Source organism: Pseudomonas sp. TS_SC_3 (genome assembly GCF_056156225.1).
Map to the genome: position 1 here is coordinate 3473287 of NZ_CM149586.1, position 24587 is coordinate 3497873.

The following is a 24587-nucleotide window of genomic DNA, read 5'->3' on the forward strand; positions in this document are numbered from 1 at the left end:
GAGTCGCCAACAAAACCTGCCGTGCGTGCACGCCGGTTTTATTCGCAGCTCTATGTCGGTTGATGCTGGCCCGTAGGATGGGTCGGGCCGCGTAGGTGCAACCCATCGACCTGTTGTGATGGGTTGCACCCATCCTACGAACTCAAACCGCGCAGCATGGGTATCGCGATGCTCAACCCAGCCAACCATTCAACAGCCTTACAGTGCACCGGCTTCTTTGTAGAAGCGCTCAGCACCCGGATGCAGTGGGATCGGCAGACCTTTAGCGGCGCCTTCCAGTTTGATGTCCTTGGCCGCCGAGTGGGCGTTGCCCAGGCGCTCGAGGTTATCGAACATCAGTTTGGTCATCTGGTAGGCCACTTCATCGGACACGCCTTCATGGCTGACCAGGATGTTGTTGATGGCCACGGTCGCTACATCGCTGTCCTGACCGTCGTAGGTGCCAGCTGGAATCGCGGCAGCCTGGTAGGCAGCGTTATCGATCTTCGCGGTGATATCGGCCGGGATGGCGACGAAGGTGATCGGCAGGGTCGCGGCCAGATCGCGAATCGCCGCCATGCCCAGGCCCGAGGACTGCAGGGTGGCATCCAGCTGACGGTTCTTGATCAGCTCAACCGACTCGGCGTACGGCAGAAACTCGACCTTGCCCATGTCTTCATAGCTCAGGCCAGCGGCCTTGAAGATGGCGCGGGCGTTGAGCTCGGTGCCGGATTTCGGCGCGCCGACGGAGATGCGCTTGCCCTTCAGGTCAGCCAGGGTGGTGATGCCGGATTCCTTGCTGGCAACGATCTGAATGTAGTTCGGGTAGGTGCCGGCAATCGCCCGCAGCTTTTTCAGCGGCGCCTTGAAGCCGGCGTCTTCCACGCCGTTCCAGGCATCGGCAACCGAGTCACCAAGGGCGAAGGCCAGTTCGCCGCGACCGGCTTGCAGCAGGTTGAGGTTTTCCACCGAGGCCTTGGTGGCCTGCACCGAGGTCTTCGAGCCTTCGATGCCGTTGCTGTACAGCTGCGACAGGCCTACGCCAATCGGGTAGTACACACCACTGGTGCCACCGGTCAGCACGTTGATAAAGGTTGGGGCGGCGAGTACCGCAGTGCTCGCGGTAAAGGCTGCGGCAGCCGCAAACAGGCTGAATCGTTTGGTCATTCGCATGGAAGAATCTCCGTCGTTGTTATGGCTTTATGCAGAGGTTTTCACTGTAGACACTGCGCGCCGCCCAAGCAGCGATGCAGCGCCGGGACTAACGCAATAGCGAAAAGGAGCAGAGGCTCACGCGCGGCCTGAGCCGAGCGCACAAGAGGTGGGCAGTGGATGCCGAGCGCGACAGGCGCGTAGACGATGCGGGGCAGTACATGGGATTCACCTCTTGTCTTTCTTATAGAGGCCGAGGCAATCGAGTGCCCGGCTGACAAGAGCTATAGCAGATGCCGTGCCAGTGAGAGAAAAGCCCGTACTAGAGCCCTCAGCCTGCCAAAAACGGCCCGCCTGACGGCGATGGTGAGCGGAAATCCGCCAGTGCAAAAATCTGGATAAGCGAAATTCCGCCGATGCCTGCAACTTCGTAGGGTGAATGACGCTTCACCCATCCACCAACGGCTACGGTGGATGAAAACAGCACCAGCTATCCGCCCCGCTCCACCCTGCATCCAGACGACGGACTATTAATCTTCGTCGCTACTGCCGGCCGGCCGATAGCTGCTGCGCAGCAGACCGTGGCGCTGCATTTTCTCGTTAAGGGTGCGGCGTGGCAGCTGCAGCAGCGTCATGACTTCGGCGATATTGCCCTGGCAGTGCTGCAGGGCGCGGTGCAGGCACTGTGCTTCGAAGGCTTCCATCTGCTCGGCCAGCGACTGTTGCGGCAGGCCATCGTCGCCCTCTACACCGCCACTCAAGCCCAGGGCATGGCGTTCGGCGGCGTTGATCAGCTCGCGCACGTTGCCCGGCCAGTCGTGCCCAAGCAGCCGAGTCAGCTCGCTCGGTGGCAGGCTCGGCGTCTCACGGCCATGGCGTTGCGCGGCCTGGTTGGCGAAGTGTTCGAACAGCAGCGGAATGTCTTCACGGCGTTCACGCAGCGGCGGAATCCGTAGGGTGGCGACATTCAGCCGGTAGTAGAGGTCTTCACGGAAACGCCCAGCCTTGACCTCGTCGAGCAGGTCCGGCTTGACCGCGCTGATCACACGCAAATCGACCTGGATGCTGCGGTTGGAACCGAGGCGCTCGAGGGTTTTCTCCTGCAACACGCGCAGCAGTTTGACCTGCTGGGCCAACGGCAGGCTTTCCACCTCATCAAGAAACAGCGTGCCGCCGTCGGCATGCTCGATGCGGCCGATGCGCTTGCCCTGGGCGCCGGTAAAGGCGCCGCTTTCATGGCCGAACAGTTCGCTCTCGAACAGATGCTCGGGAATCGCCGCGCAGTTCAGCGCCACAAACGGCTTGCCGGCGCGGTTGCTGAAGTCATGCAGGCAACGGGCAACCCGTTCCTTGCCGCTGCCGGTGTCGCCGCGCAGGAGGATATTCACCGAGGTGCCGGCCAGTTCAAGGATCTGCCGGCGCAGGGTTTCCATCGGCCGCGAGACGCCAAGCAGCTGCGCCTCGATATGGTCCTTGAGGGCGAACTGCTGACGCAGCTGGCGGTTCTCACAGACCAGGCGGCGCTTGTCCAACGCGCGGCGCACGCTGTCGAGCAGGCGTTCGGGGGTAAAGGGCTTTTCGATAAAGTCATAGGCGCCCTGGCGCAGCGCCTGCACCGCCATCGGCACATCGCCATGCCCGGTGATCAGAATCACCGGCAGGTCGCGGTCGCGCTCCAACACGCTGTCGAGCAGCTGCAGGCCATCGGTGCCAGGCATGCGCACATCGCTGATGATGATGCCGGGGTAGTCACGGTCGACCAGCGCCAGCGCGGCCTGCGCCGTGGCGCAGCTGTGCACGCGAAAGCCGGACAGCTCCAGCCACTGCTGCACCGCCTCGCGGATGGCTGCTTCGTCGTCGACGACTATTACGTGCCCGGTCATATCACCTCCTGATCAATCGGCGGCAGTGTAGCCCGGATAAAATCCGGGAAATAACCCGCACTACGCATTCGGCGCTGCCGGCAGGCGCAGGGTAAACACCGCGCCCTGCTCGCCATTGGCCGCTTCCAGGCTGCCGCCCAGTTCGCGGACGATGCCGTAGGACACCGCCAAGCCGAGGCCCAATCCGGCGCCCACCGGCTTGGTGGTAAAGAACGGCTCGAACACATGACCCAGTGCTTCCGCAGCGATTCCGCCGCCACTGTCGGCGATGCTCAGCAGGCACTGCTCGGCCTGACGCTCGATACGGATCTGCAACTGCCGCACCTCGCTAGACGCCATGGCATCCAGGGCGTTATTCAGCAGATTGAGCAGTACCTGTTCCAGGCGAATGGCATCGCCCAGCACCCGCGCCTCGGTGTCGATCTCGCTATGCAGCTGCACCTGTTCGCTGCGCAGGCGCGGCGCCAGCAATTGCAGGGCCTGCTCCAGCACATCGCTCAAACGCAGACGCTCGCTGAGGCCGGCTGGGCTTTTGCGGGCAAAGGTTTTCAGGTGACCGGTGAGCCCGGCGATGCGTTGCAGCAGGCCATCGATACGCTGCAGCCCTTCGCGCACATCGTCCTGACGACCGCTATCGAGCAACAGGCGCAAGCTGCCCAGCTGCATCTGCATGGCGGTGAGCGGCTGATTGATTTCATGGGCCATGGCCGCCGACATCTGCCCCAGCGCCGCCATCTTCGCCGCGTGCACCAGGCCTTCCTGAGCCTCGCGCAGTTCGGCGGTACGCAGCGCCACCTCACGTTCCAGACGTTCACGAATACCGGCCTGCAGACGCTGAGTCTTGCGCCGCTGGGCCAGGTAGAGCAGCAGAAACGCCAGGGTCATCCACACCCCGGCGGCGGCCAGGCGATAGCTGCGCACGCTGTCGACCAGGGTTTTCGGCTCGTGTAGCAAATGCAGGGTCCAGCCTTCGTCACCCAGAGCCTGGCGCTGCCAGAGGTAGTCACGCGGGCCATCCGGGCCATCGACCCGGCGCCACTGGCTGTCGCTGTCGATCTGCCGGCGCAGCATGCTGGCCAGCGGTTGTAGCGCCTGTTCGGCGTACTTGCGCACCTCCACCAGCTCGGCGCGCGCCTGCTCGCTCAGGCTGTCGAGGGCGAGAAAGCGCCAGGCCGGACGGTTGCTGAGGATCACCACCGAGTAGCTGTCGGCCACCAGCAGCACGCCGGGCTGGCTGGCCCATTCGCGCTGCAGCTCTTCCAGCTCCAGCTTGACCACCAGCACGCCGAGCACCGCGCCGTTTTCATCGCGCACCGCATGGGAAAGGAAATAACCGGGGATGCCGGTGGTCACGCCCACCGCAAAATAGCGCCCGGAGGACTGGCGCACAGCATCCTGAAAATACGGGCGGAAGGCGTAGTTGTTGCCGACAAAACTGCTCCAGTCGCGCCAGTTACTCGCCACCAGGGTTTCGCCTTGGTCGTTGAGCAGATACAGCACGTTGGAGCCGGCAGCAGTATTGAGCTGCTCTAGGCGTTCATTGAGTTTGCTGCGCAGCAGGCTGTCCGTCGGCGCACGCAGCAGCGACTTGATATCGCTGTCCAGCGCCAGCACCTCGGGTACCGAGCGGAAGCGTTCGACCAGGGTGTGGATCGACTGCGCATACAGCTGCAACTGCCCGCGCGCCTCCAGGCTGCGCTCATGCCAGGCGCGCTGCTCGGCATACCGCCCGGCCAGCCAGATGCTCGCCAGCAGGCCGAGCAGAATCAGCAGGACGATCAGGGCAACGCGGTAACGCAGCAGAAAGGCAGACATGCGCGGCTCGCAACGGGGCGGAGCCGGCATGGTAAGACAAAAGCTCACCGCTGCCTGCCCGAACGGTTGCCGCGCTAGCGGCGGGTCATCAGCAACTCGGGTACTTCGCGGCCTTCGACGAATTGCTCCTGCACCAGTTGGCGCACGTCCGCCTCGCTGCGAATCTGGTACCAGCTGCCAGCGGGATAAACGCTCAGGCTCGGGCCCTGATCGCAGGGGAACTGGCACTGGGTGCGGGTGATATGCACCCCGCCCGCGCACTCCAGCTTGCCAGCGGCCTTGAGCTGCTCGCGCAGGCTTTTCCACAGCGGCAAGGCGCCGCGCCGGGTGCAACGCGGGCCGTTGCACAGCAGCACACGGTAGTGGTGCGGCGGGATCTGCGACCAGGCATGGCGCACCGGCAGCTCGGCCACACCGACGCAGGGCAGGTGCAGCTCGGGGCGCTCGATCAGCGCGCAAGCGACCTCCACCGGTAAACCTTCGGCCTGGCCAATCGCGCTGGCAACAAACAGCTGCTCGGGGTTGGCCTGCTGGCAAAGTTCACTGCGCAGCCAATCGAGGTGTGGGCTGCTGCTTTGCGGCTCCAGATCGATCACCAGCAACGGCCGCTCGCCCTCGGCCACGCGCAGCCAGAGCGGCGCATAGCCTGCGCTGGTGTCGACGATATCGGCCAGCGCTGCTTCGCCGCGCAGCTCAACCAGACGACGGCGCAGCAGCTCAGCAAACGAGCCCTCGGCCAGATCGGGGCCGACAAACAAAATGCGAGCGTAGGGCGAAACGGGCGTGGTCATGGCGGCCTCCAAAGCGGGGCGGCAGTCTAACAGGGGATTTTTCGCATTTGGCACGTAGGGTGGATCGGGGCGCGCAGCTGACGCTTCACCCATCCACCGACTGCGAGGGTGGATGAAAACAGCGTCATCCACCCTACCTGGCTCGGCGGCCAATTCGCGCTACAACTGCAGCGCCTCAGTCAGCGCCTCGAGGCTGAGAAACTCGCGCTCCACACTCGGCAAACTCGGCCGACGCAGCAACAGCACTGGTAACCCCAGCTCCCGTGCCACCTGCAATTTCGGCTCGGTGGACTGGCTCCCGCTGTTCTTGCTGATCAGCACATCGGTGCCCAGGCGGGCGAATAACGCGCGTTCCTCGTCCAGCGCGAACGGCCCGCGCGCACCGATAATCTCCGCACGCGGCACGCCTTGCTGGGCCGTCAGGCAGCGCACGGTCCAGTGCTGATGCAGGGGTATCTCGTGCAGGTGTTCCAGCGGCTCGCGGCCCAGGGTAAACAGCGGACGGCGGAAATCCTTCAGGGCTTCGACCAAACCGGCCCAGTTATCCACTTCACGCCAGTCATCACCCTCGCCGGCCTGCCAGCCGGGGCGGCGCAGCGCCCAGCAGGCAATCCCGCTCAGCTCGGCGGCGCGGGCGGCATTGGCGCTGATCTGCGCGGCATAGGGGTGGGTCAGGTCGAGCAGCAGTTCGACGCCCTGTTCGCGGATATACCCCGCCAATCCTTCGGCCCCGCCAAAGCCGCCAACGCGCACCTGACAGGGCAAGTCATCCGGCACCCGGCCCAACCCGGCCAGGCTGTAGATGCTTTCAGGGCCAAGGCGGCGCGCCAGACGCAAGGCCTCGGTGGTGCCGCCGAGCAGCAAGATGCGCGGGCTCATGGCTTGCGGACCTCCAGCAGGGTGATCGGCAAGGCGCTGCGCCAGGTGTCGAAACCGCCCAGCGGCTGCACCTGGGCCACGCTGATGCGGGTCAGCTCGCCACCCACCTGCTCGCGCCAGGCCACCAGCGCCGCTTCGCTTTGCAGGGTCACCGCATTGGCCACCAGACGACCGCCCGGTTTCAGGCTGGTCCAGCACTGCTCCAGCACGCCAGGGATGGTCACCCCGCCGCCGATAAAAATCGCATCCGGCGCGGCCAATCCGCTCAATGCCTCGGGCGCACGGCCGGCGATCAGTTGCAGACCCGGCACGCCGAGGGCATCGCGGTTGTACTGAATATGCGCCTGACGACCGGCATCGGCCTCAATGGCCAGCGCCCGACAACTAGGGTGCGCGCGCATCCATTCGATGCCGATGGAACCGCAGCCGGCACCAACATCCCAGAGCAGCTCACCGGGCTGCGGCGCCAGACGCGCCAGGGTGATGGCGCGCACATCGCGCTTGGTCAGTTGGCCGTCGTGCCGATACAGGTCGTCGCGCAACCCCGGCGTCAGCGGCAGTAGGCGTGCATCGGCGCCCGCCACGCAGTCGATGGCCAGCAGATTGAGATCGGCAGCGCGCGGCACGGCCCAGTCGCTGGCCAGACCATCGATGCGCCGTTCCTGATCGCCGCCCAAATGTTCCAAAACGGTCAAACGGCTGGGACCAAAACCGCGTTCACGCAGCAGCTCGGCCACCGCCGCCGGACTGTCACCGTCATTACTCAACAGCAGCAGCCGCGCGCCGGGGAAAATCTGCGCCTGCAGCGCCGCCAACGGCCGCGCCACAAGCGACAGCACCGTCACGTCCTGCAGTGGCCAACCCAGGCGAGCAACAGCCAGTGAGACGGATGAGGGCGAAGAGAACACCTGCAATTCCTCTGCCGGCAGCTGCCGCGCCAGGCTCGCGCCCACGCCATAGAACAGCGGGTCGCCGCTGGCCAGCACGCACACCGGCATCCCGCGCCGCGCCATTACCGGCTCCAGGCTAAAGGGGCTGGGCCAGCGTTCGTGCTGCCCTGGCAGATCGCTAGGCAACAGCGCCAGCTGCCGTGGGCTGCCAACAATCCACTGCGCCTCGCCCAGCGCCTGGCGCGCTGCCTCACCCAGCCCGGCGTAACCGTCTTCACCAATGCCCACCAGGGTTAACCAGGCCGTCATACCCACTCCTCTGCCCCCGCCCGACAAGCTAGGGTGTCAGCGCATCAAACAAAGCGGGCATAATACAGGCTTCGTCGGTGCCCACCGCCATGGTGCGAGGGGCCTAAGAGGGAATCCGGAGCGATCCGCTGATCGTGACCGAGCTGCCCCCGCAACTGTAAACAGCGAGTCTGCCGCCACTGCGCCACTGGGAAACCGGGAAGGCCGCGCCAGATGATGACCTGTCAGCCAGGAGACCTGCCGACGACGCTAGTCGCGAGTGCCAACATCGGGCGGGGTGTACCGATGCCATGAAATCCCCTGTGGGCGGGTTTCGCTGGTTCGGTCGCCGCGTCTTTGTTGCTGGTGAACCGTTTGCGCGACCGTCTAACCTCCGCCGACCTGCCCGACCCACGCCCTAGTGCGTGCCCCGGCCTGCTGCGTATCGTTCAGGCGTTGGACGGCGGCATCTGCCGGGTCAAGCTGGCCGGCGGCGTACTCAGCAGCCAACAGGCACGCGCCATCGCCGAGGCTGCCGAGCGCTGCGCCAGCGGCGTGCTGGAGCTGACCAACCGCAGCAATCTGCAAATTCGTGGCGTGTTGCCAGGCCAGCAGGCCGATCTGATCGAGCGCCTGCTCGCCGCCGAGCTTGGCCCCAGCAACCCCGCGGCTGATGACGTGCGCAACCTGCTGCTCAGCCCCGCCGCCGGCCTCGATCCGCAGGCCCTGCTCGACACCCGCCCACTGGCCGCCGCGTTGCTTGAGCTGCTGCAGAACACCCCGGCGCTGCATGGGCTGTCGGCCAAGTTCGCCCTGCAGCTGGACGGCGGCGAAGCCTTGGCGATGCTCGAACACCCCCACGATATCTGGCTTAGCGCCCTGCCCGGCTCGCCGGCTCGCTTGGCCTTTGGCCTGGCTGGCTGCCCCGGTGATCAGCCGCTGGGCGTGGTCAACGTTGAGCAAATCGTGCCGCTGGTGGAACAACTGCTCAGGCTGTTTATCGAACTGGCCGGCAACGCACACAGCCGTATGCGCCAACTGCTTAGCGTGATTCCAGCTAGCCAACTGCTGCAACAACTGCAAACGCGCCTGCCCTTTGCCGTACAAGCGGCGCCAGCCGATTGGCAACGCTCGCCGGTCAGCGAGCACGCGCCGATAGGTATTTATCCACAGCAGCAAAGCGGCCTGTGCATGGTTGCCGCCGCCGCGCGCCTGGGCCGGATCGACGCCGCGCAACTCAAAGCACTGGCCGAGCTGGCTGAGCACCATGGCGATGCCAGCCTGCGCCTGACGCCCTGGCAGGGCCTGTTGCTGCCGAATATCCCCAAGCCATCGGCAGACAACCTGCTGCACAAACTGGCCGAACTCGGCCTGCTGATCGATGCGCAGGAACCACTTAGCAATCTGATCGCCTGCACCGGCTCAGCCGCCTGCGCCAAGGGCCTGGCCGACAGCAAAGCCGACGCCTTGTTGCTCGCCAAGCACCTGCGCGCCAACACAGCGCGGCCGCAAGTACATCTAAGTGCCTGCCCGCGCTCCTGCGCCGCCGCGCATACCGCGCCTTTTACCCTGCTGGCCAGCAGCGCCGGGCATTACCAGCTCTACCAACGCACGCCACAGCAGCCGGGTTTCGGCCAGCTATTGGCCGACGCCATAACGATCGACGAGGCAGGCGACTGGTTCGCCACCCACTGCGCAACAGGAAACAACGATGCTTGAGTACATCCGCGACGGCCAGGAAATCTACCGCCAGTCCTTCGCCACCATCCGCGCCGAGGCTGACCTCAGTGCCATTCCGGCTGATCTGGAAAAGCTCGCCGTGCGGGTTATCCACGCCTGCGGCATGGTCGATGTGGTGCAGGACCTGCGCTTCTCCCCAGGCGCCGGCGCTGCCGGCCGCGCCGCATTGGCCAAGGGCGCGGCGATTCTCTGCGATGCGCGGATGGTCGCCGAAGGCATCACCCGCCCGCGCCTGGCCGCCAACAACCCGGTGATCTGCACCCTGCATAACGACGGCGTGATTGAGCAGGCCCGCGTCCTGGGCAATACCCGTTCGGCAGTCGCATTGGAACATTGGCGCAAGCATCTGCAAGGCAGCGTGGTGGTGATCGGCAACGCCCCCACCGCACTGTTTTACCTGCTGGAAATGCTCGACGCCGGCGCACCGAAACCGGCGCTGATTATCGGCATGCCGGTGGGCTTTATCGGCGCGGCGGAATCCAAGGACGCCCTCGCTGCCGACAGCCGTGGCGTGCCCTATGTGATCGTGCGCGGCCGCCGTGGCGGTAGCGCCATGGCGGTGGCAGCGGTCAACGCCCTGGCCACGGAGGTGGAGTGATGAGCGTGCAAAAAGGCCGTCTACTCGGCATCGGCGTCGGCCCCGGCGACCCGGAGCTGATCACTCTCAAAGCCCTGCGTTTGCTGCAGTCGGCAGCGGTGGTCGGCTACTTTGTGGCCAAGGCTAAAGCCAACAAAGGTCACGGTGGCAACGCCTTCGGCATTATCGAACAGCACCTCACCGACGCGCAGGTACGCATGCCGCTGGTGTACCCGGTGACCACGGAAAAACTCGCCGCGCCACTCAGCTATGAAGATGTGATCAGCGACTTCTACGACACCTGCGCGGTGCAGATCGCCGCCCGGCTCGACGCCGGCCATGACGTGGCGGTGATCTGCGAAGGCGACCCGTTCTTCTACGGCTCCTATATGTACCTGCACGACCGCCTGGCAGACCGTTACGACGTAGAAGTGGTGCCCGGCGTGTGCTCCATGCTCGGTTGCGCCTCGGTGCTCGGCACCCCGCTGGTGTACCGCAACCAGAGCCTGAGCGTGCTCTCCGGCGTACTCCCCGAAGACGAACTCAAGCAGCGCCTGCACAGCGCCGAAGCCGCCGTGGTGATGAAGCTCGGGCGCAACTTCGAGAAAGTCCGCCGCGTGCTGCAGGAGCTGGGCATCGACCAGCGCGCCCACTACGTCGAACGCGCCACCATGGGCAACCAACGCATCGTCCCACTGGATGAAGTGGAGCCAATGTCTTCGCCGTACTTCTCGATGATCGTCATCCCCGGCGAGAAATGGCGCGGTTAGCAAACTGCAAACAACCCGTGGGAGGGGCTTTAGCCGCGACAGACCCGTAGGGTGGATGGCGCTTCACCCATCCACCAACCGCGATGGTGGATGAAAAAAGCGTCATCCACCCTACCCAACATACACACGGCACAGATGGAATCCGCATGAACCGCTCTCCCGCCATTATCATCCTCGGCCCCTCCGCCCTGCCTTGCGCGCGGCGTATCCAGGCACTTTATCCACAGGTCGAAATTCATGGCCTGGGCAGCCGAGTGACTGACGTTGAACGGGTATATGAAGACTTCGGCGACACCCTGCGCGCGCTCTACCGCGCCGGTACGCCGCTGATCGTGCTGTGCGCCGCCGGCATCGTGATTCGCAGCCTGGCCGCCGTACTGGGCGAGAAAGACAGTGAACCGCCGGTGCTGGCCGTCGCCGAAGATGGCAGCGCCGTGGTGCCGCTGCTCGGCGGTCTCGGCGGGGTCAACCGCATGGCGCGTGAGCTGGCTGCGCACCTGCAAGTCAGCGCGGCGATCACCACCAGCGGCGAATTGCGTTTTGGCACCTGTTTGCTGGAGCCGCCTGCAGGCTATGTGCTGGCCGACCTGGAGCAGGGCAAAGGCTTTGTCAGCGACCTGCTCGGCGGCCAGGCCGTGCGTATCGAAGGCGACGCGCCCTGGCTGATGCAAGCCAAGCTGCCGGTGACTGACGACGCCGCACGGGTGATCCATATCAGCCCCCATAACCGCGCCGCCAATGCCGATGAACTGCTGATCCACCCGCAGCAAGTGGCCGTTTGGGTCGAACGCGCCGGCGCCGATTTGCTTGGCGAACTGCAGCAGGCGCTGCATGCCAGCAAGCTAGCCCCACAAAGCCTGGCCTGCCTGCTGGCCGCGCCAGTGCTGATGGCCGACGCCGACCTGCACAGCGCCGCTGCACAACTGAAATTGCCGCTGCGTTTTATCGACGACGCCACGCAACTGCCGCCGCTGCATAGCCAGCACGCCAACCTGCGTCTGCTGCTGGCCGCTGCGCCGATCGACGCCACGCAACTCGGCCGCCCCCGTGGCCGCCTGACGGTGATCGGCCTCGGCCCCGGTGCCGCCGAATTTATGGTGCCCGCCGCGCGCCAGGCGCTGGATGAGGCGCAGGACCTGCTCGGCTACGAAACCTATATCAATATGGCCGGCCCGCTGCGCCCAGAGCAGGTGCGCCACTGCACCGATAACCGTGAAGAAATGCAGCGCGCCCGCCATGCCTTTGCACTGGCCGCCAGCGGCCGGCGCGTGGTGGTGGTGTCGTCTGGCGACCCCGGCGTGTTCGCAATGGCCGCCGCCGTGCTGGAAGCCCTGCATGAATCCACCGACGCCGAATGGCAGCGGGTCGACTTGCAGGTATTCCCCGGGGTTTCCGCTGCGCTGGCCACCGCCGCCAAGGCCGGCGCGCCGCTGGGCCATGACTTCTGCCTGATCTCCCTGTCGGACAACCTCAAGCCCTGGGCCATTATCGAAAAGCGCCTGGCACACGCCGCCGCCGCCGACCTGGTAATGGCCTTCTACAACCCCATCTCCAAAGCTCGCCCCTGGCAGCTCGGCTCTGCGCTGGACATCGTCCGCCAGCAACGCACGCCGGAAACCCTGGTGGTCCTCGGCCGCGATATCGGCCGCCCCGGCGAAACCCTGCGCAGCCTAACCCTGGGCGAACTGACGCCAGAGATGGTCGATATGCGCACCCTGGTGATTATCGGCTCCAGCCAAACCTGCCGCTTTCCGCGTGCCGAAGGTGGGGAGTGGGTGTATACGCCAAGGAGTTATCCGCAGTCGTAGGATGGATTGAGCCTGCGATACACATCATGGCTTCAGCAATTCACAGATGATGGGCTGGGCACAGTATGGGGATCGCTACGCTGACCCTACTGCAAGCTCACCTCTGCCGTCGCATATATTCCGCAAAAAGGGGGACAGTAAAGTTTAGATAGCCGTGATCCGTGCTGTAGATCATCCCCTTAGAAATAATGTTAGCCCGAGTGGGCCCAAGCGATGACTGAGTTCGCGCCATTGCTTTGGCAATATCAGCCATCGCATAAGGGCCATCGCCCAATTCCGACATGGTTTTAACAAACTGAACTTCTGACTTTGTCAGCCGATCAATACGAACCCTGAAGAAACCCGCATCAAGTGAAGCTAAAGTCTCGGCATAGGATTGGCTCACGTCATCAAGGGTGATTTCTGGTCCCTCGGCATTGTTCCAAGCTGTGGAGGCCCACTCTTGGAGGAAGAAGGGATAGCCGCGTGTACGTTCGACGATTTCGCCGAGTGCAGTCGGTTCGATAGTGGCTTCCTCATCCACTATCGGCTTTTCAACAGCCTGAATAGCAGACGGTTGATCGAGAGCCCCTACTGCCGGGTAAAGAAAAAGCCGCTCTGCATAGGACTTTGCTTCGCCTGCGAGCCGCGCGACTTGTGGAAGACCAGCACCTACAAGAAGTACTGGGAGGCCTTCCTGAGACATACGGTGGATGGAAACGATTAGTGCTGATAGATCTGCCTCGGAAAGGTACTGCACTTCGTCAATTAGAAGAATCCACCCCTTACCTGCCGCTTGTGCTGCCCGACCAATTACATCAAAAAGGTCCGGAAGATCGTACTGAAGATCTCCGCTATCAGCGAGACCGGGCTCTGGTTCAACGCCGACCTCAACACCAGCAATATCAATCCTAAAGATTGCCGCAAAACTGCGAAGGCCCTTTAATCCTCGGCTGGCGATTTGCTTAGCTGCCTCGATACCCGAAAGGGAGCGCATGACCTTTCGCATTTCAGGATAGAGAAGGCGTGCAAGGCTCTCACGTTCTGGAGACTCCACCTTAGAAACCAGAAGGCCTTCTTCCTGAGCGATTTTCCCTATTTCATTAAGCAGGACTGTCTTGCCGGTCCCCCTCAACCCGAGGAGCATGATGGATCGGGCACTCCGCCCTTTAATGGCGCGGCCACACGAGATCCTTGCGGCCTCAAGGGTTGCATCGCGCCCCGCAAGTTCAGGCGGCCTACTTCCTGCACCTGGCGCAAAAGGGTTACGGTACGGATCCATATTTCCTATCTCCCCTAATCTCTAGCAAAGCATAGGTAAATATAGTTAATTTAGCTATACATGCATATATTTTGCTATTTACATGTGGTGAAAGACTAGTCCCTGGGGCTGACTACTTAGATTCGCTCAGTGCAGATGCACGCGATGCTAAGACTGAAACAGGGAAAAACAGCGCATCGGCTAACCCTCTTATACTGCAACTAGCCACCCACTCCCCCCCTCTCTCCCGCACTCAATCGTGATGCGTACCCGAGCGTTTAAGCAGTTGCTTGCAGCGCTCGGACAGGTGCAGCACGCGTAGGTGTTTGCCGGCTTTGCTGTAGCGCTCGCGCAGGGTTTTTAGGGCGGCGATGGCCGAGTAATCGACGAAGCTCAGATGGCGGCAGTCGAGGGTCACGTGGGTGGGGTCGTTAGCCGGATCAAACTGGTTGAGAAAGGGCGTGGTCGAAGCGAAGAACAGCGTGCCGTGCAGGCTGTAGAGCTTGCTGCCGTCGTCCTGCAGATGGCTCTCGGCATACAGCTCGCGGGCGTGCTGCCAGGCGAAGTTGAGCGCGGCGATGATGATGCCGCAGAGCACGGCGGTGGCCAGGTCGGTGAACACGGTGATTGTGGTAACCGCGATGATCACCAGCACATCGTTGCGCGGCACCTTGTTCAGCACCCGCAGCGAGGCCCAGGCGAAGGTCTGCTGCGCCACCACGAACATCACGCCGACCAGCGCGGCCAGCGGGATAAGTTCGATCAGCGGCGAGAGAAACAGCACAAACAGCAGGATCATCACCCCGGCGACCACGCCGGAAAGACGCCCGCGACCGCCGGAGCTGAGGTTGATTACGGTCTGGCCGATCATCGCGCAGCCGCCCATGCCGCCGAACAACCCGGAGGCCATATTGGCCGCGCCCAGGGTCACGCACTCGCGGTCCGGGTAGCCACGGCTCTCGGTGATCTCGTCGGTCAGGTTCAGGGTCAGCAGGGTTTCCAGCAGGCCAACCAGGGCCATCAATATCGCGTAGGGGGCGATGATGCGCAGGGTTTCCAGGGTCCAGGGCACCTGCGGCAAAGCAAACTCCGGCAGGCCGCCAGCGATGTGCGCCATATCGCCCAGGGTGTGGGTCGGCAGGCCGAGCAGGTACACCGCCAGGCCCACACCGAGGATCGCCACCAGCGCTGGCGGCACGCTGCGGGTCAGGCGCGGCAGCAGGTAGACAATCGCCATGGTCAGCGCCACCAGCCCGAGCATCAGATACAGCGCATGGCCGCTGAGCCAGGCCTCGCCCTCCTTGAAATGCTCCAGTTGGGCCAGGGCAATGATGATCGCCAGGCCATTGACGAAACCGAGCATCACCGAGTGCGGCACCATGCGGATCAGCTTGCCCAGACGCAGCAGGCCGAAGGCGATCATCAGCAATCCGCCCAGCAGCACGGTCGCGAGCAGGTACTGCGCGCCGTGTTGTACCACCAGCGCGACTATCACCACCGCCATCGACCCGGCGGCACCGGAAACCATACCCGGGCGCCCGCCGAACAGAGCGGTGAGGGTGCAGATGATAAAGGCGCCGTAGAGCCCCATCAGCGGATTGAGCTGGGCGACCAGGGCGAAGGCGATGCACTCGGGCACCAGGGCGAACGAGGTGGTCAGCCCGGCCAGAACATCGGCGCGTAGACGTTTTACTTTCATAAATGGCCCAAAAGCCATGCCCTGTGGGGCGTGGCGAGATAACGAGGGCCGCGAATATTACGGCCTTGGGGATCATCCGGCCAGTTGTGGCTGGTATGCAGGACAGACGGCGCGTTTAGCGTCCGGGTTAAGAGCCGAGCTTGCGCAGCAAGTAGCTATCCATAATCCAGCCATGCTGCTCACGCAGTTCTGCACGGCGAGTGCGAATAGTCTCGGCGACCTCACTGAGCGGCCCAGCAATCAGCACCTCATCCGGGGTGCCGATATAGGCGCCCCAGTAGATCTGCATGGCCTGGTCGACAAAGCGCTGGTAGGTATCCTGGGCGTCGAGCATCACCAGCACGCTATCCAGGCCATCGGGGAAGCCGGCTTCGGCCAGACGGCGCGCCGGGGTGATCTGGAAGGCCTGGCCGATACTGTTAAAGCAGACCTTATGCTTGGCCGCCAGGGCTTGCAGGCTGGTGATGCCGGGGATCACCTCGTACTCGATCTGCTCGCTGCTGTTACTCACGATCTGCTCGACGATGCGCAGGGTGCTGTCGTAGAGCGCCGGGTCGCCCCAGACCAGAAAGGCGCCGGTTTCGCCGTCGGCCATCTGCTCGCGGAGCATGCCCTCGAACACCTGCTGCTTGTCCTGATTGAGGTCGACCACGCTGCCGCGATAGTCCGGTACATCGCGCACCCGCTCCGGGCAGTCGGCGCTGACAAAGCGGTAGTCGCGGCCCTGGATAAAGCGCTCGCAGATGGTCTTGCGCAGGCCAATCAGGCTGTCCTTGGCGCTGCCCTTGTCCATCAGAAAGAACACGTCCGTGCGGTTAAGCGCGTTGATCGCCTGCACAGTCAGGTAATCCGGGTCGCCGGCACCGATGCCGATTATCAACAGGGTTTTCATAAGGCGGTCTCCAGGCGGCCGGCTATCAGCGGCAGCGAATCGATATGTCGGTAGTCCGCGCCCAGCTCAGTGGCCAGCTGGCGCGCGCGGCCCAGGCGGATCGGTGCGCTTTCGATATCCACCAGCAGCGCCGGGCAGGCGCTTGGGGTTAACGCCGGCCAGTCGCGCAGGCGACCATCGGTGATGATCAATAAACGCTGACGCTCGGCCGGGTGCAGACGCTGCCGCCGCGCCTGCCAGTCGGCGCCCTGCTGCAAAGCATCAAATAGCGGCGTGCCGCCACCCGCGCCCAGCTCGGCGAGCCAATCCTGCAAAGTTTGGGAGGCTTTCTGCCCTTGCCATAGCCACTGCGCCTGACGGCCAGTGGCGTGCAGCAATGCCAACCGCGCGCGTTGCCGGCGCGCCTGTTCGAATACTTCACTGAGCAGACCCTTGGCCTTGCTGAGCGCGCCATGACGGCGGGTCGAGGCCGAGGCATCGACGATCACCAGCCAGAGTTCCGCCGGCTTGGTGCTGCGTGGGCGCAGCACGAGATCCTGCCGGCTGCGCGGACGGCCTTTAAGTAGGCTCGCCGGCCAATCGATACGCCCCGCCGCGCCACTGCGACTGGCACCGTTGCGACCATTGCCGAGTGTGCCGGGAGCGGCCCGGGCATCCGCGCCTAGGGCTGTGCGCGGGCGGATGCCTAGGGCTTTTTTGCCCAGCGCGGCGGTTCACGCCGTTCGCCGAGGCTTTGCGCCTGGACGGGTAACTCGCCCCACTGGCCTTCGCCTTGCGGTTGCTCAACGGGAGCGCTGTTGCCGGGCGGCGATTCGGGTTGAGACTGTGGCGGTTGCGCAGCCGGCGGCGGGGTATACCGGCGGCGGTGACGCAGCACGAAGTCTTCTACCGCGTCGATATCCACCGCCTCAATGCATTCGGCACCGCGCCAGGCGGCATGGGCACGGGCGGCGCGTAGCCAGACCAGATCGGCGCGCAGGCCATCGACAGCGGCGGCGAAGCAGCGCTGGCTGATCTGCTCCAGGGCGGCGTCATCCAGCGGAATCGCCGCCAAGCGCGCACGGGCGCTCTGGCAGCGTTCGCGCAGTTCGTCCTGCTGGGTTTGCCAGCGCTCAAGAAACGCCTGCGGATCGGCATCGAAGGCCAGGCGGCGACGGACGATCTCGGCGCGCTGGGCAGGTTGCGGCTGGGCATCCAGGGCCAGGTTAAGGCCGAAGCGATCCAGCAGTTGCGGGCGCAACTCGCCCTCTTCCGCGTTCATGGTGCCGATCAGCACAAAACGCGCGGCATGCCGATGGGAAATACCGTCGCGCTCAATATGGTTGACGCCGCTGGCAGCGGCATCCAGCAGCAGATCGACCAGATGATCGGGCAGCAGATTAACCTCATCGACATACAACACGCCGCCATTGGCCTTGGCCAACAGACCGGGGCTGAACTGCGCGCGGCCCTCACCCAGCGCCGCGTCCAGATCCAGGGTGCCGACGATGCGCTCCTCGCTCGCGCCCAGCGGCAAGGTGACAAAGGTGCCGCTGGCCAACAGATCGGCCAGGCCACGGGCCAGGGTCGACTTGGCCATACCGCGCGGTCCTTCGATCAGTACGCCGCCAATCGCCGGATCAATCGCCGCCAGGCACAGCGCCAGTTTCAGGTCGTCTGCGCCGACCACGGCAGCGAGGGGGAAGTGGCTATCGGTCATGGTTGCAGTCCATCAGGTTGCGTAGGGTGGACGACACTTTTCTCGTCCACCAGGGCGGTGTTTTTGGTGGATGGATAAAGCGCCATCCACCCTACGATTCTTCGCTGTCAATCAGCAGGTTTTCCAACGCTTCGCGGTACTCACCGGGGTGCTGCCAGAGGCCGCGCTGCTGGGCTTCGAGCAGGCGTTCGAGGATGTCCTGCAGGGCGCCGGGGTTGTGCTGCTGGATAAAGTCGCGGGTGTCGGTGTCGAGCAGGTAGGCATCGGTGAGCAGCGCGTATTGGTGGTCGTCGACCAGCTCGCTGGTGGCGTCAAAGGCGAACAGGTAGTCGATGGTCGCCGCTAACTCGAACGCCCCCTTGTAGCCATGGCGCTTCATGCCCTCGATCCACTTGGGGTTGGCCGCTCGGGAGCGCACCACGCGGTTCAGCTCTTCCTTCAAGGTGCGGATGCGCGGGTTGTCGGGCTGGCTGTTGTCACCGTGGTAGCTGGCCACCTTGGCCCCGCGCAGGGTTTCCACCGCCGCGAGCATGCCGCCTTGGAACTGGTAGTAGTCGTTGGAATCGAGGATGTCGTGCTCGCGGTTGTCCTGGTTGTGCAGCACCGCCTGCATCTGCTCCAGGCGCTCGGCGAACTGCGCGCGCGCCGGGGTGCCGTCGCTGTGCGCGCCGTAGGCATAACCGCCCCAGTTGAGGTAGACCTCGGCCAGGTCCGCGCGGGTTTCCCACAGCCGCTGGTCAATGGCGTTCTGTACACCCGCGCCATAGGCACCCGGTTTGGAGCCAAACACCCGCCAGCCGGCTTGCTTGCGCGCCTCGGTTTCATCCAAGCCGCCGTCCTGCAAGGTCAGAGACTCGCGCCAAACGCGTGCCGACAGCGGATTCATATTCTCCGGCTCATCGAGATCAACCACCGCCTGCACCGCGTCATCGAATAGGCGGATCAGGTTGCTAAAGGCATCGCGGAAGAACCCGGAAACGCGCAAGGTCACGTCCACCCGCGGGCGGCCGAGTTGCGTCAACGGCAGCACCTCGAAGCGTTCAACGCGCTGGCTGCCGGCCTGCCACACCGGGCGCACACCCATCAGCGCCAGGGCCTGGGCCATGTCATCACCGCCGGTGCGCATGGTCGCCGTGCCCCACATCGACAGACCGAGCTGGCGCAGGTGGTCGCCGTGGTCCTGCAAATGCCGCTCCAGCAGACGATCCGCCGCTTGCACGCCGATGCGCCAAGCCGTCGGCGTCGGCAGGTTGCGCACATCGACGCTGTAGAAATTGCGCCCGGTGGGCAGCACATCCAGCCGCCCGCGACTCGGCGCACCACTTGGCCCGGCTGGCACGAAACGTCCGTTCAACGCTGACAGCAGGCCGTGCAATTCCGCCGGGCCACAGGCATCCAGCAGCGGCGCGATCTGCTCGCGCAGGCGTTGCAGCACCTGGGTACTTTCCGCGCCAACGAATGCGAGATCCGTAGCCTCAATTAGCTGCAAGGCCAGCAGCTCCAACCGCTCACGGGTATCGCCGGCGCTGCGCCAACTGTCATCGCTCAGGCTCTGCATCACAGCCGGGCGCAGCCCCAGCCAGGGTGCAGTCATCTCGCAGTCGAGCGGATCGAAGTCCAGTTCAAGATCGCGGGCCAGGGCGCGCAGCAGGCTGGCGTTGCCGCCCTGGCCGTCGCCACGGGGAATGCGTAGCAGCGCTAGCAGGGTGTCGCGACGCAGCGTGCCGGCCGGCGATTCGCCGAATACGTGCAGGCCGTCGCGGATCTGCGATTCCTTCAAATCGCACAAATAGGCATCCAGCTGCGGCAGCCAGCTATTGGGATCAGCATTGAGCTGCAGGCCCAGTTCGCGATCGAGGCTGGCCTCGCGCACCTTGAGCAGAATCTCGCCGCGCAGCTCGGCGGCGCGGCGCAGGTCGAGCTGGCTGGCCTCGTAGTATTCGTCGGCCAGGCGCTCCAGATCGCGCAGCGGACCGTAGCTTTCCGCGCGGGTCAGCGGCGGCATCAGGTGGTCGATGATCACCGCTTGGGTGCGCCGCTTGGCCTGGGCGCCCTCGCCCGGGTCGTTGACGATAAACGGGTAGATATTCGGCAGCGGACCAAGAATCGCGCTCGGCCAGCACTGCTCGGACAGGCCCACGCTCTTGCCCGGCAGCCATTCCAAGTTGCCGTGTTTTCCTACGTGTATGACGGCGTTCGCCGCAAATGCCGTACGAATCCAGCAATAAAACGCCAGGTAGCCATGCGGCGGCACCAGATCGGGATCGTGATACACCGCCGCCGCATCCAGCTGATAACCGCGCGCCGGCTGGATGCCGACAAAGGTCAGGCCGAAGCGCAGGCCTGCGATCATCAGCCGCCCGCCGCGGAACATCGGATCACTTTGCGGTTCGCCCCAGCGTTCACGCACCGCCTGCTGGTTGGCCGCCGGCAGGCTGTGGAAGAACGCCAGGTACTCATCCAGCGCCAGGCTCTGCGCGCAAGGCCGCGCGTCGAGCATGTCCAGATCATTGGTCACACCGCCAAGCAGCTGGTGGATCAGCGCGGTGCCGCTGTTGGGCAAGCCTTCCACCGGATAGCCCTGCTGTTGCAGCGCCTTGAGGATATTCAGCGCCGCTGCCGGGGTGTCCAGGCCGACACCATTGCCGATACGGCCGTCGCGGGTCGGGTAGTTGGCCAGCACCAGGGCGATGCGTTTGTCGGCGTTACCTTTGTGCGCCAGGGCAATCCAGTTGCGCGCCAGCTCGGCGACGAAATCCATCCCCGGCAGATGGGGCTGGTAACAGACCACATCGCTCTGGCTGCGCTCGCTGCGCCAGGCCAAGCCCTTAAAGCTGATCGGCTGGGTGATCAGGCGGCCGTCCAGCTCGGGCAGCACGATGTGCATGGCCAGGTCACGGCCGCCGAGGCCCTGGGCATTGGCCTGCCATTGTTCGTGGTTGTCCAGCGAGCAAATGGCTTGCAGCACCGGGATATCACGGCGAAAGGGCCGTGCGCTCGGCGCTTCCGGGTTAGATAAAGCGAATGCGGTGGTGTTGATGATCAGCGCAGTGTCAGTCTCGTCCAGCCAGGTTTCGACTTGGGCCAGGCAAGCCGCCTCCTTAAGACTGGCCACGGCAATCGGCAGCGGGTTAAGGCCTTGGGCCTGCAGGCGCTGGCAGAACACATCGATAAAGCCGGTGTTCGCCGCCTGCACCTGGGTGCGATAAAACAGCAGCGCCACCACCGGTGCAGCCGCTTGCCAATTAGCCTGCCAGTCCGCCAAAGCCGGAGTGGCCTGCTGCGGGTGATACAAGCCCACGCGCGGCAACGGCTGCGGTTCGCCCCAGGCGTAGTCGCGCTGCAGCCAATGGCTAGCGATGCAATTGAACAGCTGCCGCGCATTCTGCGCGCCGCCCTGGCGCAAGTATTGCCAGAGTCGCTCGCACTCGGCGGCCGGCACGTTGCTCAGGCCCATCAGCTCCGGATCGGGGTTGTCGCAGCCGGGCATCATCGCCACCCGCACGCCACGCTCGGCCAGCTCGATCAACCGCTCAATGCCATAGCGCCAGTAGCTGACGCCACCGTGCACGGCAATCAAGATGACCTTGGCGTGCTGCAGCACCTGCTCGACATACAGATCCACCGAGGCGTGATTGCTCAGTTGCGCCGGGCTGGCCAGGCGCAGGCTGGGATAATCCGCTGGCAACTGCCGCGCCACCTCGGCCAGCAGCGATAACTGCGAATCGCCGGTGCACAGAATCACCAACTCAGCCGGGGTCTGGCCAAGGTCGGCGATGCTGTCGGCCGGGACTTGGCTGCCAGGTTGGGTGCGTAGCAGGTGCATGCGGGCTTAGCCAGCCAGCGCCGCGTTGAGCTCGGCTTCAATGGTGGCTTGATCCAGCGTCTGGCCGATCACTACCAAGCGGGTGATGCGCGACTCATCGGCCTGCCAGGCACGGTCGAAGTGTTTGTCGAAGCGCTGGCCGACGCCTTGCAGCAGCAGACGCATCGGTTTGCCGGGAATCGCTGCGAAGCCCTTGATACGCAGAATGCCGTGGGTGCCGACTGCGCTTTTCAGCGCTTGCAGCAAACGCGCCTCCTCGGCTTCAGGCAGTTCCACGTGGAACGAATCGAATTCGTCGTGATCGTGCTCTTCATGGCCTTCTAGGTCATGGTGAGTTTTGCGTGCATCGATATGCAACTCGGTTTCGCAGTTCAGGCCCAGCAGCACATCCAACGGCAGTTCACCGCCGTGGGCTTCGATGATTTTCACTGCCGGCGGCAGCTCTTCCGCGACTTCCGCGCGCACGGCAGCCAGAGCGGCAGCATCGAGCAGGTCAGCCTTGTTGAGAATCACCAGGTCAGCGCTGGCCAGTTGGTCGGCGAACAGTTCGTGCAGCGGCGATTCGTGGTCGAGATTGGGGTCAAGCTGGCGCTGCGCGTCAACTTGATCCGGGAAGGCGGCGAAGGTGCCGGCGGCCACAGCCGGGCTGTCGACCACGGTGATGACCGCATCGACGGTGCAGGCGTTGCGGATTTCCGGCCAGTTGAAGGCCTGTACCAGCGGCTTGGGCAGCGCCAGGCCGCTGGTTTCGATGAGGATATGATCCAGCTCGCCGCGCCGCGCCACCAGTTCGCGCATCACCGGGAAGAATTCTTCCTGCACGGTGCAGCACAGGCAGCCGTTGGCCAATTCGAAGATGCGCCCGTTGGCTTCTTCTTCGCTGCAACCGATGGAGCACTGTTTGAGGATTTCGCCGTCGATGCCCAGCTCGCCGAACTCGTTGACGATCACCGCAATGCGCCGTCCGTCGGCGTGACCGAGCATATGCCGCAGCAGGGTGGTTTTGCCGGCGCCGAGAAAGCCGGTAACGATGGTGACGGGAAGTTTGGCGAGGGTTTGCATGGCGAATCCTGCTGGCGTCGAAAGAAAGACGAGCAGGAGGCGGCACAGACATGACAGCCACGCAGGCGTCAGCCAACACCACCGGATCACCCCGCCCGGTTGTCGAAAGCGTGAAGAGGCAGGTCTCCTGGCTCACGGTCTGCGCCTTGCGCGACCCTTCACCTTCCCGCCGATGGCAGTGGTGTATCGAAGGGCTTTGGACCGTTCACAGTTGCGGGGGCAGCCAGGGCATCACCCTGTTCCCTCTTAGCTGCACCCCGCTGGGTGCAGAACCTCGAACGCGACAAGGCTACGCAGGCCATGGCGGCCGGTCAATCGCGGTTGACCGTTGCCGGTCGCCATGATGAGCTACGCCGCCGCACAACCCGAGCGCCCTTGATGATGTCTAGCCCTGCCGATACTCGCCCCGCTGCTGCCATTCAGGTAGTAGCCGGGCTGGGCTGCCGTAGCGACTGCAGCGTTGAAGATTTATCCACATTGCTGGTTCACAGCCTGCAGGTGCAGGGCCTGACTGTGGATAACCTGGCGGGGCTGGCCAGCATCGAGCATAAACGTGACGAGCCGGGCCTACAGGCACTTGCCGAGCGCCTTGGTTTGCAGCTGAGCTGCTTTAGCGCAGCCGAACTGCTGCACTATCAGCACCTTGTTCAAGCCTCGCCCCATACACTGGCCGCCACCGGCAGCCCGGCCGTCGCCGAACCCTGCGCCCTGGCCCTGGCCGCGCGTATAGGCAGCACGCCTGCCAATCTGCTCGGTGAGAAAACCCGCAACGCCAGCGCCACTTGCGCCCTGGCGTCGATTGCACCCAAGGATGTGTCATGACCGTTTACTTTATCGGCGCCGGCCCCGGCGACCCCGAGCTGATCACCGTCAAGGGCCAGCGGTTGCTGCGCAGTTGCCCGGTGATTCTCTATGCCGGCTCGCTGGTGCCGGCAGCAGTGCTCGAAGGCCATAGCGCCGAGCAGGTGATCAACACCGCCGAACTGCACCTAGATGAAATCATCAAGCTGATCCGCCAGGCCCACGACAAAGGCCAGGATGTGGCCCGCGTGCATTCCGGCGACCCGTCGCTGTATGGCGCGATTGGCGAGCAGATCCGTCACCTGCGCCGGCTGGGCATTGCCTTTCAGATCATCCCCGGCGTCACCGCCACCGCCGCCTGCGCCGCCCTGCTGGAAAGCGAGCTGACCCTGCCCGAGGTGTCGCAAACGCTGATCCTCACCCGCTACGCAAGCAAATCGAACATGCCCGCGGGCGAGGCGCTGGGCGACTTGGCGCGCCACGGCGCGACCATGGCTATCCACCTGGGCGTGGTGCACATGAGCAAGATAGTCGCCGAATTACTCCCGCATTACGGCGCGGATTGCCCGATTGCCGTGGTCCATCGCGCCAGTTGGCCAGATCAGGATTGGGTCAGCGGCACCCTCGCCACCATTGAGGAGCAGGTGCGCGCCAAGGGCTTTCGCCGCACCGCGCTGATCCTCGTCGGCCGCGTGCTGCACGCCGAACAGTTCGCCGACTCGGCGCTGTACAACGCCGAGCATCAGCACCTGTTCAGGCCGGCAGAAGACTGAGCCGTGGGCAGTCGGCCAAGCTT

General features: G+C 64.2%; 19 protein-coding genes and 2 riboswitches. Of the genes, 6 read left to right on the forward strand and 13 right to left on the reverse strand.

All coding sequences use genetic code 11. From position 1 onward, the window contains the following. Window positions 1-198: 198 nt before the first annotated feature. The 6 genes from AC0J6G_RS16340 to cbiE form a co-directional block, all read right to left on the reverse strand. Entirely contained in the window at window positions 199-1152 is a 954-nt protein-coding gene (locus AC0J6G_RS16340) for a TAXI family TRAP transporter solute-binding subunit (RefSeq protein WP_475249489.1), read from the reverse strand. A gap of 509 nt (window positions 1153-1661) precedes the next feature. Next, complete coding sequence (locus AC0J6G_RS16345) at window positions 1662-3014, reverse strand: sigma-54-dependent transcriptional regulator (protein WP_475249491.1); 1353 nt, start codon at window positions 3012-3014, stop codon at window positions 1662-1664. A 60-nt stretch (window positions 3015-3074) separates the two neighbouring features. Next, on the reverse strand, window positions 3075-4829 hold the full coding sequence (locus AC0J6G_RS16350; protein ID WP_475249493.1) for a sensor histidine kinase: 1755 nt from the start codon (window positions 4827-4829) through the stop codon (window positions 3075-3077). A gap of 74 nt (window positions 4830-4903) precedes the next feature. Then, window positions 4904-5620, reverse strand: coding sequence for a (2Fe-2S) ferredoxin domain-containing protein (locus AC0J6G_RS16355; protein WP_475249495.1), 717 nt, complete (start codon window positions 5618-5620; stop codon window positions 4904-4906). Window positions 5621-5779: 159 nt separating this feature from the next. Then, the gene (locus tag AC0J6G_RS16360) at window positions 5780-6499 is read right to left on the reverse strand and encodes a cobalt-precorrin-6A reductase (protein ID WP_475249497.1); all 720 of its coding nucleotides are present in this window, start codon (window positions 6497-6499) and stop codon (window positions 5780-5782) included. Then, window positions 6496-7698, reverse strand: coding sequence for a precorrin-6y C5,15-methyltransferase (decarboxylating) subunit CbiE (gene cbiE, locus AC0J6G_RS16365; RefSeq protein WP_475249499.1), 1203 nt, complete (start codon window positions 7696-7698; stop codon window positions 6496-6498). The genes AC0J6G_RS16360 and cbiE overlap by 4 nt, the downstream gene beginning before the upstream one ends. A gap of 58 nt (window positions 7699-7756) precedes the next feature. Beyond that, a riboswitch (cobalamin riboswitch) is annotated at window positions 7757-7957 on the forward strand. Window positions 7958-8052: 95 nt separating this feature from the next. On the opposite strand from cbiE, the gene cobG reads away from it, so the two are divergent. From cobG to cobJ, 4 genes are all read left to right on the forward strand, one after another. Then, window positions 8053-9396 (forward strand): precorrin-3B synthase, encoded by a 1344-nt coding sequence (cobG, locus tag AC0J6G_RS16370; protein WP_475249501.1) that lies wholly within the window; start codon window positions 8053-8055, stop codon window positions 9394-9396. Beyond that, the gene (locus AC0J6G_RS16375; RefSeq protein WP_475249502.1) at window positions 9389-10015 is read left to right on the forward strand and encodes a precorrin-8X methylmutase; all 627 of its coding nucleotides are present in this window, start codon (window positions 9389-9391) and stop codon (window positions 10013-10015) included. The genes cobG and AC0J6G_RS16375 overlap by 8 nt, the downstream gene beginning before the upstream one ends. Continuing rightward, on the forward strand, window positions 10012-10764 hold the full coding sequence (locus tag AC0J6G_RS16380) for a precorrin-2 C(20)-methyltransferase (RefSeq protein ID WP_475249504.1): 753 nt from the start codon (window positions 10012-10014) through the stop codon (window positions 10762-10764). The genes AC0J6G_RS16375 and AC0J6G_RS16380 overlap by 4 nt, the downstream gene beginning before the upstream one ends. A 146-nt stretch (window positions 10765-10910) precedes the next feature. Further along, window positions 10911-12572: a precorrin-3B C(17)-methyltransferase gene (cobJ, locus tag AC0J6G_RS16385; RefSeq protein ID WP_475249506.1), complete on the forward strand. Its 1662-nt coding sequence runs from the start codon at window positions 10911-10913 to the stop codon at window positions 12570-12572. 97 nt (window positions 12573-12669) lie between these two features. Here cobJ and AC0J6G_RS16390 read toward each other — a convergent pair whose 3' ends face one another. The 7 genes from AC0J6G_RS16390 to cobW all read right to left on the reverse strand — a co-directional run bounded on the left by AC0J6G_RS16390 (window position 12670) and on the right by cobW (window position 22990). Next, window positions 12670-13833 carry an ATP-binding protein gene (locus AC0J6G_RS16390; protein ID WP_475249508.1) on the reverse strand — a complete coding sequence of 388 codons (1164 nt, stop codon included), beginning with the start codon at window positions 13831-13833 and terminating at the stop codon, window positions 12670-12672. 232 nt (window positions 13834-14065) lie between these two features. Further along, a complete protein-coding gene (locus AC0J6G_RS16395; protein WP_475249510.1) occupies window positions 14066-15511 on the reverse strand; it encodes a SulP family inorganic anion transporter in 1446 nt (481 codons plus the stop codon). A 127-nt stretch (window positions 15512-15638) separates the two neighbouring features. Next, window positions 15639-16403 carry a precorrin-6A synthase (deacetylating) gene (gene cobF, locus AC0J6G_RS16400; RefSeq protein ID WP_475249512.1) on the reverse strand — a complete coding sequence of 255 codons (765 nt, stop codon included), beginning with the start codon at window positions 16401-16403 and terminating at the stop codon, window positions 15639-15641. Further along, window positions 16400-17086 carry a vWA domain-containing protein gene (locus AC0J6G_RS16405; RefSeq protein WP_475253795.1) on the reverse strand — a complete coding sequence of 229 codons (687 nt, stop codon included), beginning with the start codon at window positions 17084-17086 and terminating at the stop codon, window positions 16400-16402. The genes cobF and AC0J6G_RS16405 overlap by 4 nt, the downstream gene beginning before the upstream one ends. Before the next feature lie 2 nt (window positions 17087-17088). After that, a complete protein-coding gene (locus AC0J6G_RS16410) occupies window positions 17089-18102 on the reverse strand; it encodes a magnesium chelatase ATPase subunit I (protein WP_475249514.1) in 1014 nt (337 codons plus the stop codon). 91 nt (window positions 18103-18193) lie between these two features. Then, window positions 18194-21928, reverse strand: coding sequence for a cobaltochelatase subunit CobN (cobN, locus tag AC0J6G_RS16415; RefSeq protein ID WP_475249516.1), 3735 nt, complete (start codon window positions 21926-21928; stop codon window positions 18194-18196). Between the two features lie 6 nt (window positions 21929-21934). Continuing rightward, the gene (cobW, locus tag AC0J6G_RS16420) at window positions 21935-22990 is read right to left on the reverse strand and encodes a cobalamin biosynthesis protein CobW (RefSeq protein ID WP_475249518.1); all 1056 of its coding nucleotides are present in this window, start codon (window positions 22988-22990) and stop codon (window positions 21935-21937) included. Window positions 22991-23091: 101 nt separating this feature from the next. After that, window positions 23092-23280, reverse strand: a riboswitch (cobalamin riboswitch). 88 nt (window positions 23281-23368) lie between these two features. Between cobW and AC0J6G_RS16425 the strand changes: the two genes are divergently transcribed. After that, window positions 23369-23812 carry a cobalamin biosynthesis protein gene (locus AC0J6G_RS16425; RefSeq protein ID WP_475249520.1) on the forward strand — a complete coding sequence of 148 codons (444 nt, stop codon included), beginning with the start codon at window positions 23369-23371 and terminating at the stop codon, window positions 23810-23812. Next, window positions 23809-24564 (forward strand): precorrin-4 C(11)-methyltransferase, encoded by a 756-nt coding sequence (gene cobM / locus AC0J6G_RS16430; protein ID WP_475249522.1) that lies wholly within the window; start codon window positions 23809-23811, stop codon window positions 24562-24564. Before AC0J6G_RS16425 ends, cobM begins: the two co-directional genes overlap by 4 nt. The last annotated feature ends 23 nt before the right edge of the window (window positions 24565-24587 follow it).